This is a genomic window from Streptomyces chilikensis, assembly GCF_001642695.1.
Taxonomy (GTDB): Bacteria; Actinomycetota; Actinomycetes; order Streptomycetales; family Streptomycetaceae; genus Streptomyces; species Streptomyces chilikensis.
The window spans coordinates 3,541,034-3,556,529 of record NZ_LWCC02000005.1 but is presented as its reverse complement, the minus strand read 5'-3'; the positions used below and the strand labels follow the sequence as shown (position 1 = coordinate 3,556,529).

Genomic DNA, 15,496 nt, shown 5'->3' with positions numbered 1-15,496 from the left:
GGCCCGGCGGGCGTTCCCGTCGTCGCCCGCGGACGCGGGCGGGCCCCCGGCGGCCGCGCGGCGTCAGGGGCGTGCTCCCGGCGCGCCGGCCCCGGACCCTCGCACCGTGTGCACCCGGGGCCGGGGCCGGTGCGACGAGGGTGCGCGCATGGCGTCTCCTGTGCGGGCGGCCGGGGCGCCCGCGGACGCGGGAGGGAGGATCTCTCCGGCGGCCGCGCGGCGTCAGGGCCGGGTGACCGAGGCCAGGGGCAGCATGTCCACCGGGTCGTAGCGGACGGCGGCGCCCGGCCGGGGGGCGTGGATGACCTGGCCGCCGCCGGCGTAGATGGCGACGTGGCTGGCGTCGGACCGGTACGTCACCAGATCCCCCGGCCGCGCCTGGGACAGCGGCACCTGACGCCCCGCCGCCCGCTGCGCCTGCGAGGTGCGCGGCAGGGAGACCCCGGCCTGGCTCCAGGCCCACTGCGTGAGCCCGCTGCAGTCGAAGGCGTGCGGCCCGTTGGCGCCCCAGATGTACGGCCGCCCCAGCGCGGACCGCGCCGCGGCCAGCGCGGCGGCCGCGCGCCCGGAGGCCACCGCGTCGCCGCCGGGCGGCGGCAGGTCGCGTCCGGACCGGGTGGCCCGCTCCCACTCGGCGCGCTCGTCCTCCGGCAGCGCGTTCAGCAGCTTCCGCGCCCGGGCCAGCTTCCGCTCCACCGTCCGCCGGTGGGTCGCCACGTCCTCGCGGGCGCGTTCGAGCTCGGCGAGGTCCGCCACCGCCTCCTCGCGGTGCTGGCCGAGTTCGCGCAGCGCTCCGCGCAGACGGCCCAGTTCACCGGCCTGGCGGGAGCCGATCCGGTCCAGCACCGACGCCTTGTCGAGGTAGTCCTCGGGGTCGGAGGAGAGCAGCAGGGCCAGCGACGGGTCCATGCCGCCGGAACGGTACTCCGCCCCGGCCAGCGAACCGAGCCGCTCGCGCAGGCCGTTGACCCTCTCCTGCTGCCGGGCCATCCGGTCCTGGGCCGCGTCGATCTCCTCGCGGAGCCGGCCGGCGCGTTCGTCGGCCCGGTTGAAGGCCTCGACGGCCTGTTCGGCCTCGGTGTACAGCCGGTCCAGTTCGGACCGGGTGTTCCCGGGCCCGTCCGGCTCCCCGGGCGCGGCGGCCGCGCCCGGGGCGACCCCGAGGGCCGCGGCGGCGACCGAGAGCACCGCGGCGGTGAGTCCGGCGGCGCCGGGCGCGGAGGGCGCGCGGCCGGCGGGTACGGGGCGGCGCGGTGCGAGGCGGCGCGGTGCGAGCCGGCGATGACAACCCACGGGAAACCGCACTCCCTTCGGAGCTGGCGAACCAGACGGACCTGACGGGACCGTCACGCACGGTGCCGGACCCGCTCCCCACGGTGCCGGGGGAAACGCGCCAGACAGTAGCCCCGTCTCCGGGTCTCCTCCAAAGACCCCCGGGTGCGAACATGCCCGCGCCCCGCCTCTGACGCAGGTCATCGGCGGGGCGCGGGGTCAGTTCGGGTCGCCCGGTTTCATCCGACCGGGTGAAGGCCGGCGGGTTTCGGGCGGCGGATCCGGGTCGGCGGGACGCTCAGACCCGGACGCCGAACTGGAACGGCATGTTGTTGATCGACTCGTAGCGCACGTTGGTGCCGGTGCGCGGCGCGTGCAGCACCTGGCCGTTGCCGGCGTAGAGGCCGACGTGGTGCAGGTCGCTGTAGAAGATGACCAGGTCGCCGACCTTGAGTTCGCTCATCCCGATGCGCGTGCCGTAGCTGGCCTGCTGCTGGGAGGTGCGCGGCAGGCCGACACCGGCCTGGGCGTAGGCCCACGAGGTGAGGCCGGAGCAGTCGAAGGAGCCGGGACCGGTGGCGCCGTACACGTACGGCGTGCCGATCTTGGTCTGGGCGGCGGCGAAGGCGGCCGAGGCGCGGCCCGAGGCGGCGGCCCCGCCGCTTCCGGCGAGCGACGCCGACTCCTGGGCGGCCTTCGTCTCCTCCTGGGCCATCTCGGCACGCTCGGCGGCGGTCAGGGTGTTGAGCAGCTTCTGGGCCTCGGCCAGCTTGGCCTTGACCTCCTTCTGCCGCTTGCCCAGCTCCTCGGTGGTCTCGCTGAGGTCCTCCATCTTGGTGGTGGCCTCTTGGCGCTGCTGGGCGAGCTCGCGCTGCTTGTCCTGGATCTCGGCCAGGGCCTCGACCTGCTGGTTGCTCAGCTGGTCGAGGGTGGAGGCCTTGTCGAGGTAGTCGTCCGGGTCGGCGGAGAGGAAGAGCTGCATCGAGGAGTCGATGGTGCCGCTGCGGTACTGGGCGGCGGCGGCCAGGCCGATCGCGTCGCGGAGCTCGTTGAGCTCCTCCTGCCCCCGGGCGACGTTGTCCTGGAGGGAGTCGATCTCCTTCTCGAGCTTCTTCTGCTTCTCCTTGGCCCCGTTGTACTTCTCGGTGGCCTGCTCCGCCTCTTCGTGGAGCTTGTCGACCTTCTCCTTGACCTCGCCCTTGCTGGGCTTGGCGGGCGCGGCCTGGGCGGAGTTGCCGCCGAGGACGACGGCGGCGGCCGCGGCGGTGGTCAGCACGGTGACGCGTGCGCGGCTCGGCTGCTTGGGTCGACGGTGGGACGCCACGTGGGCGGTCTCCTTCTGCCATCAGCCGCCTGCCGGAGAGCACACCTGGCGGGCGGTGAGCCTTCGCCGTCACTCCCTCTGAGCGATCACCCGAGCGAAGGTTCGATGGCCTGACCCTAGTGACCCTCCTGTGATCAGTTCAAATCCTCGGGTGAAAAATCTCGCCCCCGCCTGCAAACTTTGCGCGCAACTCACCTGCGGTGACGTCCGGATGACTTTGCGTCGCGGCCGGAAACGGTCAACCCGCCCATAGGGGCGGTGAAGTGGCAGAAGGGACGCGGTGACGCTCAGCCGCGGCTGAAGCGCTTGAGGAGCACCGCGGAGGCGACCGGGCGGGCGCCCGCGCGGGCCACCCCGTCGGCGACCTCGCGGTCGGTGGAGGCCACCACGACCGGCCGGCCGGAGGGTTCGGCCCGCACCAGCTGGCGGATCAGCTCGTCGGCGGTGACCCCCGCCTTGGAGAACAGCACCCGCACCCCGCGCGGCGGCGCCAGCAGCACGGGGGCGGCCAGTTCGGCGCCGTCGAAGACGCAGGTGACCTCGCAGCCGGTCTGCGCGGCCAGGGCGGAGAGCTGGCCCAGCAGCCGCAGCCGCTGCTGCTCCAGCGGCATCTGCGGATAGCCGGTCTTGGTGACGTTGTAGCCGTCGACCACCAGATGGGCCTGGGGCAGCGCCAGCAGCTGGTCCAGGATGGCCGGGTCGTCCTCGGAGAGCGCCCGGGCGGCGATGTCCTTGGGCGTCATCCGGCCCGGCTCGACCGCGTCGACGGTCTCGGCGGGCCACACCGACACCGGGGGCAGGGCCAGTTCGCGGCGCAGCCCCTGGGCCGCCTCCAGCACGGTGTCCAGCAGCAGCCGGGCCCGCATGTCCTCGATGCTGCGGCCCTCCCGGACCGCCTTGCGGCCGGCCTCCAGGGCCGCCTCGGTCTCGGCGAGCCGGGCCTTGAGCCGCCGGCTCTCGCTCTCCGCCGCGGACACCTGGGCCTGCGCGTGCGCCTTGACCTCGTCGAGCTCGCCGCGGAGTTTGCGCTGCGCGGCCTCTCCGCGCCTGACGTCGCTGAGCGCCGAACGCAGCTTGCGGTGCAGCGACTCGGCCTCCTTGCGCGCGGCCTCCAGCTCGGCGCGCAGCCGTTCGGTCTCGGTGCGGACCTGGTCGCGGGCGGCGGCCGCCTCGGCGCGCAGCCGCTCCAGTTCGGCCCGGGTCTCCTCGTCGGCCCGTTCCGCCTCGGCGCGCTGCGCCTCCTCGCCGGCGGCGGTCACCAGCTTGACCCAGCCGGGCGGGCGCAGCACGTACGCGGCCGCCGCCACGTCCAGCGGGTCCGCGGCCGGCGGCGGGGCGCCGGTGTCCAGGGCCGCCGCCAGTTCCGGCTGGGCCTCGCGGAACTTCTCCCCGACGCGCTGCCGGAACTGGGCCTCGGCCTCCAGGGCGGCGGCCATCGCGTTGCCCGCGAACTTGGCGCGTCTGCTGGGCGTGAAGCGGGCGTACTGGCGGAGCTGGGCGGGGAGTTCCGAGACGGTCAGCGAGCCGAACGCGTCCGCGGCGATCTGCACGACCCGGCGGCGCACGCCGTCGGGCAGGGGACGGTCGAGCGCCTCGGCGGCGCCGTCGTCCGGCCTACCGCCTCCGTCACCGGCCATCCGTCATCCCTCGCCTGTCGTTCCGTCTTCCGAAGCCGCCCGGCGCTCAGGCCGGTCCGTCAGGAGCCGGCACCGGGCCGGTCCACCAGTTCCACCTTGTCCACCGCGTTGCACCAGCGGCAGCGGACCGACTCGATGGTCTCACTGACCACCTCGCGTTCCTCCACCGTGGGCTCGCCCGCCAGGTCGAGGTGGACGTACTCGACCACCTTGGAGGAGCGGGTGACGTCGAAGCGGGTGAGGTTGCCGCAGAGCGTGCACCGCCAGCGGGTCTTCTCGGTGGGGAGGGGAACCGTCATCGCGGGCTTCACCCTTTCTGTTACTGGTTCCTTCGGCTGCTGCCTGTGCGTCGTAACCCTACGGCCATTCGCCCGCCGGTCGCTCGCCTGTCCACGGCGGCGAGGCGTCACCCTCCGGGCGTGTCCGGTGCGTCACACTTCGTGCATGATCCGCGACTGGAGCACGGCGTTCGCCGCGGCGGTCCGGAGCCGTCCGGCGCCCGTGACCCACGGCCTGACGGCGCTGTGCGTCCTGATCTTCCTGGTCGGTCCCGCCTCCGGCCTCCATCCCGCGTACGGGACGGGCGAGGAGCTCCTGGCGGCGCAGCGCGCCTGCTTCCGGCGCTGGGGGGTGGTGCCGGCCGAGCTGCTGGCCGGCGACCCGGACGCGCTGGTGACCCCGTTCACCGCGCTCTTCGTGCACGGCGGCTGGCTGCACCTGCTGGGCAACATGCTCTTCCTCCAGGTCTTCGGCGTGATGACCGAACAGCGGCTGGGGAGCGCGCGGTTCGCCCTCCTCCACTTCGGCTGCGGCAGCCTCGCGCTCCTCGGGTACGCGCTCGCCAACGCCTCCTCCGGGCAGTCCCTGGTGGGGGCCTCCGGCGCGGTCTCGGCGGTGCTCGGCGCGTTCCTCCACCTCTTCCCCCGGGCACGGGTCACCAGCCTGCTGCCGTTCCTCCTCTTCCTCCCGGTGCGGCTTCCCGCCTGGGTGGTGCTGCCGTTCTGGGCGGCCCTGCAGTGGCTGGGCGCGGAGCGCGCCGGGGACGGGCCGGGGGTGGCCTACCTGGCCCATCTGGTGGGGTTCGGGCTGGGGTTCGCCGCCGCGCGGACGGCCTTCCGGCGGACGACTACAGTGAATCCACCAGCGACGGCCACCCAGGGAGAGAACCAGCCGTGATCACCGCGATCGTGCTCATCAAGACCAGCGTGGACCGGATCCCCGAGATCGCCCAGGACATCGCCGCCCTGGACTCCGTCAGCGAGGTCTTCTCGGTGACCGGCACCTACGACCTGATCGCCATGGTGCGGGTGCGCGAGCACGACGACCTGGCGGAGGTCATCCCCGGGAGGATCAGCAAGATCCCCGGCGTGCTGGGCACCGACACCCACGTCGCGTTCCGCACCTACTCGCAGCACGACCTGGAGGCCGCGTTCGCCATCGGCCTCGACTCCTGACCGGAGGCGACCGGGCCGGCGGCGGGGGCGGCCGCCGATGAAGGAATCCTCATCCTCGTCCCGTCCGGGCGCACGGGCCCGCCGGACAGGATCAACCCGTGCAGCTTTCGCACCGCATCGCCGCCCCGGCCGCGGTCGTCGCCGTGACCCTGGGCATCGCGGCGACCGGCTACGCCCTGGCCGACCGGCCCGGCGCCCCACGTGAGGCGCCCGCCGGACTGGAGCTGGAGGGGACCCCGTCCCCCGCTCCGACGCCCTCGTCTCCGGCCCCGGCCCCGAGGTGACCGAGGCGGGGCGGGCCCGTACCCGGGAGGCCGGTGGGGCGGCTGCCCGCCCCCTGCCTCACCCCGTGCCGGCCCGGTGCCCGCGGAAACGCCCCTCGGGGTGCCCGGCGCGACGGTCCCCCGGGATCGGCGGCGGGGCGGCGGGAGCGGTATGTGCCACCGGGCGCGCCCGCACGGCCCGGCCTCGGGGTGCGGGCGCGGTCACGCCACCTCGGCGACCAGGTCCACCAGCGCGTCCAGCAGGCGGTCGACGTGTTCCACCGGCGTGCCCACGCCGAAGCTCGCGCGGACCGCGTTCAGCGGGGACGCGTCCGGCTCCCCGCACTCCGCGGCGGCGTCCGGCCGGCCGCCGAGGAGGTGGCGCACCAGCGGGTGGGCGCAGAACAGCCCGGCCCGCACGCCGATCCCGTAGGACGAGGCCAGCCGGTCCGCCAGTGCGGCGCTGTCCCAGCCGTCCACCACGAAGGACACCACGCCCACCCGGGGCGCGTCGTCGCCGAACAGCGACAGCACCCGCACCCCGGGCAGGACGGCCAGCCCTTCCCGGAGCCGGGCGAGCAGCGCCTCCTCACGGCCGGCCAGCAGGTCCGGGCCGGCCTCGGTGAGCACCCGGCAGGCGGAGGCCAGGGCGTGCACGCCCACCACGTTGGGCGATCCGGCCTCGTGCCGGGCGGGCCCGGAGTGCCACTCGACGTCCAGGCCGCCGTCCTCCCGCCGGGCGACCCGGCGGCTGGCCCCGCCGCCCGCCAGGTAGGGCTCGGCGGCGTCCAGCCAGTCGGCCCGGCCGGCCAGCACCCCGGCGCCGAAGGGGGCGTACAGCTTGTGCCCGGAGAGGGCCACCCAGTCCACGCCGAGTTCCCGCACCGACACCGGCCGGTGCGGCGCGAGCTGGGCGGCGTCCAGCACGATCCGCGCCCCGTGCGCGTGCGCGACGGCGGCGAGTTCGCGCACCGGCCACAGCTCGCCGGTGACGTTGGACGCGCCGGTGACGCAGACCAGCGCGGGCCGTCCGTCGTCGTCCGCGGCGAGCGCCCGCTCCAGCGCGGCGACGGCCGCGGAGGGACCGTCCGGCGCGTCCAGCAGGGTGGGCCCGGCGCCCCGCCAGGGCAGCAGCGCCGCGTGGTGCTCGGTCTCGAAGACGTAGACCCGGCAGTCCTCGGGGAGGGCGGAGGCCAGCAGGTTGAGGGAGTCGGTGGTGGCCCGGGTGAAGACGACCTGGTCGTCCTCGCGGCAGTCGAGGAACCGGGCGACCGTCTCCCGGGCGTCCTCGTACAGCTCGGTGGAGAGCCGGGACAGGTGCCCGGCGCCCCGGTGGACGCTGCCGTAGTACGGCGCGTACTCGGCGACCTCGTCCCAGACCTGGCGCAGCACCGGCGCGCTGGCCGCCTGGTCGAGCGCCGCGTACGGCACCCGCCGGCCGTCGGCCAGCGGCACGGTGACGTCCAGCCCCAGCACCGGCAGCGGCAGCGGCAGCGGCTCGCCGGACCCGGCAGCGGCCGGGCCGTCACCGGCGGGCGTGGTGGAGGCGGTGACGCCGGGCGGCCGGGGCGCCGGTGGACGGCGCCCCGGCCGGCTCGGCGGCGGCACGGGCCGGCGGGCGACGGACGCGGAAAGGGGGTGACGGACGGCTCGAAGGCCTGCTCGGCGGGGCGGAACGGGAGAAGCAGCGTGGAAGGCCGCCCCGGCCGGTCAGGCCCGTCGCATTCGTCGGCTCATGGAAAACTCCTCGGCGACCAGGACCCCTGACGTCGCGAGAGGTCCGCGCTTGCCGTGGACCTTGCTGTCCACGGCCTGGTCCTCACCCGGGGCACCCCGCCACGGACGGAGGGTTGCCGGACAGCCGGCCGGGGCCTGATGGCTGTCACTCATGACCTGCGCGACATCCTGCCACAGTCGCCCCGCGCGCACGTTCCCCGACCCGCCCCGGCGGCTCAGGAGTTGCTGGCCATGACCCACCGCTCCAGGGCACGCCGGGCGGCGCCGGAGTCGAGGGACTCGGCGGCCCTCTCCATGCCGGCCCGGATCTGCCCGGCGAGCGTCCCCCCGCCGGGCTCCAGGGCGACCAGCGCCGCCGCCGAGTTCAGCAGCACGGCGTCCCGGACCGGGCCGGTCTCCCCGGCCAGCAGGCGCCGGGCGACGTCCGCGTTGTAGGACGGGTCGCCGCCGCGCAGGGCGTCCAGCGACGCGTACTCGACGCCCACGTCACGGGGGTCGAAGAGTTCCTCGCGCACCTGCCCGTCCCGCACCACCCAGACCCGGGAGGGTCCGGTGACGGTGAGCTCGTCGAGGCCGTCCTCACCGCGGAAGACCAGGGCGGAGTTGCCCGCCTCGGCGAACACGCCCGCCATGATGGGGGCCATCCGCAGGTCGGCCACACCGATCGCCTGCGCCCTCACCCGGGCCGGGTTGGTCAGCGGGCCGAGGAAGTTGAACGTGGTGCGGATGCCCAGCTGGCTGCGGGCCGGGGCCACGTGGCGCAGCGCCGGGTGGAACTTCACCGCGAAGCAGAAGGTGATGCCCGCCTCGCCCGCCACCTCGGCCACCCGCTGCGGGGTCAGCTCCAGGTTGACGCCCAGCTTCTCCAGCACGTCGGAGGACCCGCTCGCCGAGGAGGCGGCCCGGTTGCCGTGCTTGACCACCTTCACCCCGGTGCCCGCCACCACGATCGCGGACATGGTGGAGATGTTGACCGTCTTCGCGCCGTCGCCGCCGGTGCCGACGATGTCCACGGCGGGACCGGGCACGTCGATCACCCGGGCGTGGGCGTACATCGCCCGCACCAGGCCGGTGATCTCCTCGACCGTCTCCCCCTTGGCCCGCAGCGCGACCACGAAGCCCGCGATCTGGGCGTCGGTCGCCTCGCCCCGCATGATCCGGTCCATCGCCCAGGCGGTGTCGTCGGCGCTCTGGTCGCGGCCCTCCAGCAGGCCGTTGAGGACGGCCGGCCAGGAGCGGCCCGCCGCGTCGTCGCCTCCAGCGGGGGTCACAGCGTTCATCTGCCGCTCCTGACGGTCTCGGTCCGGCGGCCCGCCCGGGGCCGCGGGTTCACGGGTGGCGCCCGGGTGCCCGGGGCGCTTCCCACCCTATCGATCCCGGGGACGGCGAAGAGCCCCGTCCGGGTGCCGGACGGGGCTCCTGCCGTGGCGATCAGTTGATCAGTCGTCGACCGGGGTGATCGGCCCGCTCACCCGGTGCCCGGGGGCACCTGGTGAGCAGGGCGCTCAGTGGTGGCCGTGGCCGGCCTCGATCTCCTTGAACTCCTCGAGCGTGGGCTTCTCGATCTGGTTGCCCTCGCCGTAGTACGCCTGGCTCAGCTTGGCGCGGAGCTTCTCCGACGCCGTCACCTTGCGCTCGACGCCGTTCTCGTCGACCGTCGGGCCGATCTCGGCCGGCTTGTACTGCTCGTGCGCGGTGAGGGTGTGCAGCTGCTCCTGCGAGAGCGGCTCGTGCACCTCGATGAACTCACCGTGCGGCAGGCGCTTGATGATGCCGGACTCGCGCCCGTGCAGCACCTTCTCCCTGTCCCGGCGCTGCAGGCCGAGGCAGATGCGCTTGGTGACGATGAACACCAGCACCGGCACCGCGAACATGCCGATCCGGACGAACCAGGTGATCGCGTTGATCGACAGGTTGAAGTGGGTGGCCCACAGGTCGTTGCCGCCACCGATCAGCAGCACCCAGTACAGCGCGATCCAGGCGGCGCCGAACGCGGTGCGCGTCGGGGCGTTGCGCGGGCGGTCCAGGATGTGGTGCTCGCGCTTGTCGCCGGTGATCCAGGACTCGATGAACGGGTAGACCGCCATCACGGCCAGGACCAGACCGAAGACCATCAGCGGGATGAAGACGCCCAGGACCAGGGTGTGGCCCCAGAGGTTGATCTCCCAGCCCGGCATGATGCGGATCAGGCCCTCGGAGAAGCCCATGTACCAGTCGGGCTGCGCGTTGGTGGACACCTGGTCCGGACGGTACGGGCCGATGTTCCAGATCGGGTTGATCGTGGCGATCGCGGACATGGCCGCGATCACGCCGAACACCAGGAAGAAGAACCCGCCGGCCTTCGCCATGTACACCGGCAGCAGCGGCATGCCGACCACGTTGTTGTTGGTGCGGCCGGGACCCGCGAACTGGGTGTGCTTGTGGTAGAAGACCAGGATCAGGTGCGCCACCATCAGGCCCAGCATGATGCCCGGCAGCAGCAGGATGTGGATCGAGTAGAAGCGGGCGATGATGTCGGTGCCCGGGAACTCGCCTCCGAAGAGGAACATCGACAGGTAGGTGCCGACGACCGGGATGGACAGGATCGCGCCCTGCATGAAGCGGATGCCGGTGCCGGAGAGCAGGTCGTCCGGGAGCGAGTAGCCGGTGAAACCGGTGAACATGCCCAGGACGAGCAGCAGGAAGCCGAACAGCCAGTTGACCTCACGCGGCTTGCGGAACGCGCCGGTGAAGAAGACGCGCATCATGTGGACGAGCATGCCGGCGATGAAGACGACCGCCGCCCAGTGGTGGATCTGCCGGATGAGCAGACCGCCGCGGACCTCGAACGAGATGTTCACGGTCGACTCGAACGCCTGGGACATCAGCTGTCCCTGGAGCGGCACGTACGAGCCGTGGTACTCCACCTCGGCCATCGACGGGTGGAAGAACAGCGTCAGGTACACACCCGTGAGGATGATGATGATGAAGCTGTACATGCACACTTCGCCCAACATGAACGACCAGTGGTCGGGGAAGATCTTGCGCATGTTGGCCTTGGCCAGGGAGTAGATCCCCAGCCGGCCGTCGGCCCAGTCGGCTACGCGCTCGCCGGCCGGGGCCTTCCCACGCGAGCGGGAGGGCTCGTTGCTGGCTGCATTACTCATGATTCTCCGCGCTCCCAGAAGGCCGGACCGACGGGCTCCGCGAAGTCGCCGAGCGCTTCGAGGTACCCCTCGTCGTTCACGCCGATGCGGAGCTGCGGCAGGGCGTGACCGGCAGGACCGAAGATGACTCGGGCGCCGTCGGCGAGGTCGAAGGTGGACTGGTGGCAGGGGCACAGCACGTGGTGCGTCTGCTGCTCGTACAGCGAGATCGGGCAGCCCACGTGGGTGCAGATCTTGGAGTACGCCACGATGCCCTGGTGCGACCACTCGAGCTCGCGCTTGTCCTTGATGTCCTCCGGCTCCAGCCGGACGAGCATCAGGGCGGCCTTGGCGATCTCCTTCTGGAAGTCGTGGTCGTGCTCGTGCAGGCCCTCCGGCATGGCGAAGGTCAGCGAACCCACCGAGATGTCCGACGGACGCAGCGGCTCGTGGGTGTTCATGTTCACGAGCAGCTTGCCCTTGGACCACAGGGTGTGCCGCAGCTTGGTGCCGGGCATCGGGCCGAGCTCGCGCAGCAGCACGACGCCGGAGAGCGGGACCAGGGTCAGCGCGCCCAGCAGCGTGTTGCGCATGAGCTTGCGCCGGCCGAAGCCAATGCCCGACTCGGTGACGCCGTCCTTGAAGTCGGCGAACACCTGCGCGCGGACCTCCGGGGAGGCCTCGATCGGGTGACGCTCGGCGGCGACCTCGACGTCGGACATCAGGGTGCGGGCCCAGTGGACCGCGCCCACGCCGATGGCGAAGAGCGCGACGCCCAGCGTCATGCCCAGCGCGAAGTTCAGCGCGCTGACGTGACCCAGCGGGAAGATGTAGACGATCTTGTCGACCGGCAGCGCCACGAAGGAGGCGATGAAGCCGATGGTCGCCAGCATCGACAGGGTGAAGAGACCGGCGACGATGCGCTCGGAGCGCTTCGCGGCCTTCTCGTCGACGTCCTGGATGCGGTGCTCGTGGGGCGGGAGCCCCGGGTCGGCGAACGGGTTGTCCTTGTCCGCCACCCCCAGCGCACCGTGTGCGTGGGCCTGCTTCTGGGGCAGGTTGTCTTCGGAAATGTCGTGGCTACTCATGACTTCTTGGCCTTTGCGGTCCGAGCGGCGACCCAGATGGCGACGGCGACCAGGGCGCCCAGACCGAACACCCAGCCGAAGAGGCCCTCGGCCACGGGGCCGTAGCCGCCGAGCTTGAAGCCGCCCGGGGTCGGGGAGTCCTCGCCGTTGACCGCGCCGAGGTACGCGATGATGTCGCGCTTCTCCTGCTCCGGCATGACGGTGTCCGGGAAGACGGGCATGGCCTGCGGGCCGGTGAGCATCGCCTGGTAGATGTGCTTGGGGTCGACCTCGGAGAGGTCCGGCGCGTACTTGCCGTGGGTCAGGGCGCCGCCCTCACCGGTGAAGTTGTGGCACTGGGCGCAGTTGGTGCGGTAGAGCTGACCGCCGTTGGCGATGTCGGCGCCCGCGGGGTCGTACTGCTCGGCGGTCGGAGCCGCCGGGCCGGCGCCCAGGGACGCGACGTACGCCGCGAGCTGGTCGATCTCGGCCTGCGTGTAGATGGTCTTCTTGTCGGGAACCTGCTGGCTCGGCTGCTGCGCGGGCATACGGCCGGTGCCGACCTGGAAGTCGACAGCGGCCGCGCCGACGCCGACCAGGGTAGGACCGTCGGAGGTGCCCTGACCGCCGGCGCCGTGGCAGCTGGCACAGCCCACGGTGTAGAGCTTCTTGCCCTCGTCGATGGCGAGGGACTGGGCTGTTTCTTCGGCCTGCGCCTCGCCCGCGGGCGCGAACGCGGCGTACAGCCCCCCAGTGGCCGCCAGCGCGAGGATGAGGACGACGATCGCCGCCAGCGGATGGCGTCGTCGTGTGGAGAGCTTTTTCACGGATTACCCCGGTGTCAGGATCTTCTGCGTCGATGCTTCTGGAATGGGAGCGGCCGCGGCGCGGCCCATCCGACTACTTGATCATGTAGATCGTGGCGAAGAGGCCGATCCAGACGACATCGACGAAGTGCCAGTAGTAGGACACGACGATCGCGGCCGTCGCCTGCTCATGGGTGAACCGCCGGGCCGCGTAGGTGCGGCCCAGGACGAACAGGAAGGCGATGAGGCCGCCTGCCACGTGCAGTCCGTGGAAACCGGTGGTCAGGTAGAACACGGAGCCGTAGGGGTCGGACGAGAGCGTCAGGCCCTCGTGCGCCACCAGGGCCGCGTACTCGTACACCTGACCGCCGACGAAGATCGCACCCATGATGAAGGTGACGATGAACCACGACCGGAGCTTCTTCACGTCACCCTTCTCGGCGGCGAACACGCCGAGCTGGCAGGTGAGGGAGGAGAGCACCAGGATCGTGGTGTTGGCCGCCGAGAACGGGAAGTTCAGCGTGTCGGCCATTTCCGTCCAGTGATCGGTACCCGTAACCGATCGCAGGGTGAAGTACATCGCGAAGAGGGCCGCGAAGAACATCAGCTCGGAACTCAGCCAGATGATGGTTCCGACGCTGGTGAGGTTCGGCCGGTTGACCGACGGGTGCGCGTGCCCGGTTTCTACTGTCGTTGCTGTCGCCACGACCGACATTATGTCGGTCGCTTATCCCGCCCTCACTCCCGGGGGTGCCGTTCGGAGTGTCTGGGCCCGACGGCTGGGCCGTACGGACCGGCCGAGGGGCCCGGCGGGGCCTTCCGGCGCCTCGGCGAACGGCTGTGCCGATCGGTGTCGGAGGGGTGTCGTGAGGAGTAGCATCCGCGGCATCGGTACCTGATGTTCCCTATCTTGCGGAGGCACGGATGCAGGCGACCGCGACGGTGTTGCTCTACAGCGACGACGCCAACACCCGGGAGCAGGTGCGGCTCGCCGCCGGACGCCGGCCGGCCGCCGACGTGCCGCCGGTCGAGTTCGTGGAGTGCGCCACCCCGGAGGCCGTGGTGCGGGAGCTCGAGAAGGGCGGGATCGACGTCTGCGTCCTGGACGGCGAGGCCGTCCCCATGGGCGGGATGGGCGTCTGCCGCCAGATCAAGGACGAGATCTTCCGCTGCCCGCCGGTGCTGCTGCTGATGGCCCGTCCCCAGGACGCGTGGCTGGCCACCTGGAGCCGGGCGGACGCGGCGGTCACCATGCCGGTGGACCCGGTGGAGTTCGCCGGCGCCCTCGCGGGGCTGCTGCGCGGCCGGGCGGCCCTGGCGGGCTGAAGCGCCCTCCGGGAGCACGGGTGAGGGGGGCGGAGCCGGTCGGCTCCGCCCCCCTCACCCGTGCTTCCGGACGTCCCGCCCGGCGCCGTCAGAGCGACTGCGGGGCCAGGCGCGCCCGGTCCGCCGCCGTGGGGGCCTCGGCGTCTCCGGTGAGCGCGGAGCCCGCCCGCCACTTCTCCCAGTCCAGGTTCCAGTCGCCGAAGCCGTTGCCGAAGGGCTCCATCATGTCGCCGGCGGAGTTGACCACCTCGACGACGTCGCCCTCCCTGACGTTCTCGAAGAACCATTCGGCGTTCTCCGTGCTCATGCCGGTGCAGCCGTGGCTGACGTTGTCGACGCCCTGCGAGCCGACCGACCAGGGCGCCGCGTGCACGTACTCGCCGCTCCAGGTCACCCGGGTGGCGAAGTGCACGGGCAGGTCGTACGACTCGGCGCTGCCCTCGGCGATGCCGATGCTGGTGCCGCGCATCCGTACGAAGCGCTCCTTGGCCAGCACCACCTTGACGCCGTTGCGGGTGTCGAAGCCGGGCTTGCCGGTGGTCACCGGGAGGGTCTTGATCGCCTTGCCGTTCTTGTGGACGGTCATCCGGTGGGAGCCCGCGTCGGTGAGGGCCACCACCTTGTCGCCGATGGTGAGCTCCAGCGGCTCGGTGCGGCCGCCCCAGATGCGGTCGCCGACCTTTATCCCCTCCAGGTTGCTGCGCACCCGGACGGTGGCGTGGGCGGGCCAGTACTCCTTGGGCCGGAAGTGGAGCTCCTTGTCGTCCACCCAGTGCCAGGAGCCCGCCACGGCGGGCGTGGACTCCACCCGCAGGGCGCGCTCCACGACGGCCCGCTGGGCGGGGCTGCGCACCGGGCGGTTCAGCTCCGCGGTGACCGGCTGCCCGACGCCGTAGGTGCCCGACTTCGGGCCGAACGTGACGCCCAGGACGTGCCGGGCGGTCGGCTTCCCGGTGGAGAAGTTCAGCACCTTGCGGCCGGGCGCGCCCTTCTCGTCGACGGTGCTCACCCGCACCGTGTACCGGGCGTTGCCGGCCAGTGGGGTGGTGCTGTGCCAGCGGCGGCCGTCGGCGGAGAGCTCGCCGGCCAGGTGGCGGCCCGTCGCGTCGACGGCGGTCACGTCGGTGATCCGTCCGTCGAAGGCTTCGGCGGTGACCTCGAGGGGTTTGTCCGGGTCCGCCTTCCGTCCGTCGCCTATGGGCCCCTTGAGGGCGATCCCGTTGGCGGCCTGGTGGGCCTCCGGGGCGGCGAGGGGCTGTTCGGGGGAGCCGCAGGCGGCGGTGGTGGCCGCGAGGGCGGAGACCAGCAGGACGCCGGCGGCGGTGCGGGGGCGGGTGCGCGCGGTCGTGTGATGGCTCATGGCACCACGCTAGGGAGGGGGCGGCACCCGGGCAGCGCGTGATGGTCCTTCCGGGTGACGGCGCGGTCACCGGGGGCGAACGACGGCGCCCCGGGTCTCCGTGCGGAGACCCGGGGCGCCGGGGT

Annotated in this window: 15 protein-coding genes and 1 riboswitch; of the genes, 4 read left to right on the top strand and 11 right to left on the bottom strand. The window is 72.7% G+C overall.

Annotated features, from left to right (window positions below; all coding sequences use genetic code 11):
• Positions 1-222 precede the first annotated feature (222 nt).
• The 4 genes from A2U95_RS15875 to A2U95_RS15860 all read right to left on the bottom strand — a co-directional run bounded on the left by A2U95_RS15875 (position 223) and on the right by A2U95_RS15860 (position 4,532).
• Positions 223-1,293: a C40 family peptidase gene (locus A2U95_RS15875; protein ID WP_240957340.1), complete on the bottom strand. Its 1,071-nt coding sequence runs from the start codon at positions 1,291-1,293 to the stop codon at positions 223-225.
• A gap of 277 nt (positions 1,294-1,570) precedes the next feature.
• Positions 1,571-2,596: a C40 family peptidase gene (locus tag A2U95_RS15870; RefSeq protein WP_166023060.1), complete on the bottom strand. Its 1,026-nt coding sequence runs from the start codon at positions 2,594-2,596 to the stop codon at positions 1,571-1,573.
• A gap of 287 nt (positions 2,597-2,883) precedes the next feature.
• Positions 2,884-4,233 carry an NYN domain-containing protein gene (locus A2U95_RS15865; RefSeq protein ID WP_166023058.1) on the bottom strand — a complete coding sequence of 450 codons (1,350 nt, stop codon included), beginning with the start codon at positions 4,231-4,233 and terminating at the stop codon, positions 2,884-2,886.
• A gap of 59 nt (positions 4,234-4,292) precedes the next feature.
• Positions 4,293-4,532: a hypothetical protein gene (locus tag A2U95_RS15860; RefSeq protein WP_166023056.1), complete on the bottom strand. Its 240-nt coding sequence runs from the start codon at positions 4,530-4,532 to the stop codon at positions 4,293-4,295.
• A 145-nt stretch (positions 4,533-4,677) separates the two neighbouring features.
• Here A2U95_RS15860 and A2U95_RS15855 point away from each other — a divergent pair, with 145 nt between their 5' ends.
• From A2U95_RS15855 to A2U95_RS15845, 3 genes are all read left to right on the top strand, one after another.
• Complete coding sequence (locus A2U95_RS15855; protein ID WP_166023054.1) at positions 4,678-5,409, top strand: rhomboid family intramembrane serine protease; 732 nt, start codon at positions 4,678-4,680, stop codon at positions 5,407-5,409.
• Positions 5,406-5,687 (top strand): Lrp/AsnC family transcriptional regulator, encoded by a 282-nt coding sequence (locus A2U95_RS15850; protein ID WP_166023052.1) that lies wholly within the window; start codon positions 5,406-5,408, stop codon positions 5,685-5,687. Before A2U95_RS15855 ends, A2U95_RS15850 begins: the two co-directional genes overlap by 4 nt.
• Positions 5,688-5,785: 98 nt before the next feature.
• Positions 5,786-5,971, top strand: coding sequence for a hypothetical protein (locus tag A2U95_RS15845; RefSeq protein WP_166023050.1), 186 nt, complete (start codon positions 5,786-5,788; stop codon positions 5,969-5,971).
• A 201-nt stretch (positions 5,972-6,172) separates the two neighbouring features.
• On the opposite strand, the gene A2U95_RS15840 is transcribed toward A2U95_RS15845, so the two are convergent.
• The 6 genes from A2U95_RS15840 to ctaE form a co-directional block, all read right to left on the bottom strand.
• A complete protein-coding gene (locus A2U95_RS15840) occupies positions 6,173-7,444 on the bottom strand; it encodes an aminotransferase class V-fold PLP-dependent enzyme (RefSeq protein WP_166025268.1) in 1,272 nt (423 codons plus the stop codon).
• A 283-nt stretch (positions 7,445-7,727) separates the two neighbouring features.
• Positions 7,728-7,844, bottom strand: a riboswitch (SAM riboswitch).
• A 58-nt stretch (positions 7,845-7,902) separates the two neighbouring features.
• Complete coding sequence (gene trpD / locus A2U95_RS15835) at positions 7,903-8,967, bottom strand: anthranilate phosphoribosyltransferase (protein ID WP_166023048.1); 1,065 nt, start codon at positions 8,965-8,967, stop codon at positions 7,903-7,905.
• A 225-nt stretch (positions 8,968-9,192) separates the two neighbouring features.
• On the bottom strand, positions 9,193-10,833 hold the full coding sequence (gene qcrB / locus A2U95_RS15830) for a cytochrome bc1 complex cytochrome b subunit (protein ID WP_166023045.1): 1,641 nt from the start codon (positions 10,831-10,833) through the stop codon (positions 9,193-9,195).
• The gene (gene qcrA, locus A2U95_RS15825; protein WP_166023043.1) at positions 10,830-11,900 is read right to left on the bottom strand and encodes a cytochrome bc1 complex Rieske iron-sulfur subunit; all 1,071 of its coding nucleotides are present in this window, start codon (positions 11,898-11,900) and stop codon (positions 10,830-10,832) included. The genes qcrB and qcrA overlap by 4 nt, the downstream gene beginning before the upstream one ends.
• Positions 11,897-12,706, bottom strand: coding sequence for a cytochrome bc1 complex diheme cytochrome c subunit (qcrC, locus tag A2U95_RS15820; RefSeq protein ID WP_166023041.1), 810 nt, complete (start codon positions 12,704-12,706; stop codon positions 11,897-11,899). The genes qcrA and qcrC overlap by 4 nt, the downstream gene beginning before the upstream one ends.
• Before the next feature lie 73 nt (positions 12,707-12,779).
• The gene (gene ctaE, locus A2U95_RS15815; RefSeq protein WP_166023039.1) at positions 12,780-13,400 is read right to left on the bottom strand and encodes an aa3-type cytochrome oxidase subunit III; all 621 of its coding nucleotides are present in this window, start codon (positions 13,398-13,400) and stop codon (positions 12,780-12,782) included.
• 209 nt (positions 13,401-13,609) lie between these two features.
• Between ctaE and A2U95_RS15810 the strand changes: the two genes are divergently transcribed.
• On the top strand, positions 13,610-14,011 hold the full coding sequence (locus tag A2U95_RS15810) for a response regulator (protein ID WP_166023037.1): 402 nt from the start codon (positions 13,610-13,612) through the stop codon (positions 14,009-14,011).
• A gap of 88 nt (positions 14,012-14,099) precedes the next feature.
• Here A2U95_RS15810 and A2U95_RS15805 read toward each other — a convergent pair whose 3' ends face one another.
• Positions 14,100-15,371 (bottom strand): L,D-transpeptidase, encoded by a 1,272-nt coding sequence (locus tag A2U95_RS15805; RefSeq protein WP_166023035.1) that lies wholly within the window; start codon positions 15,369-15,371, stop codon positions 14,100-14,102.
• Between the last annotated feature and the right edge of the window lie 125 nt (positions 15,372-15,496).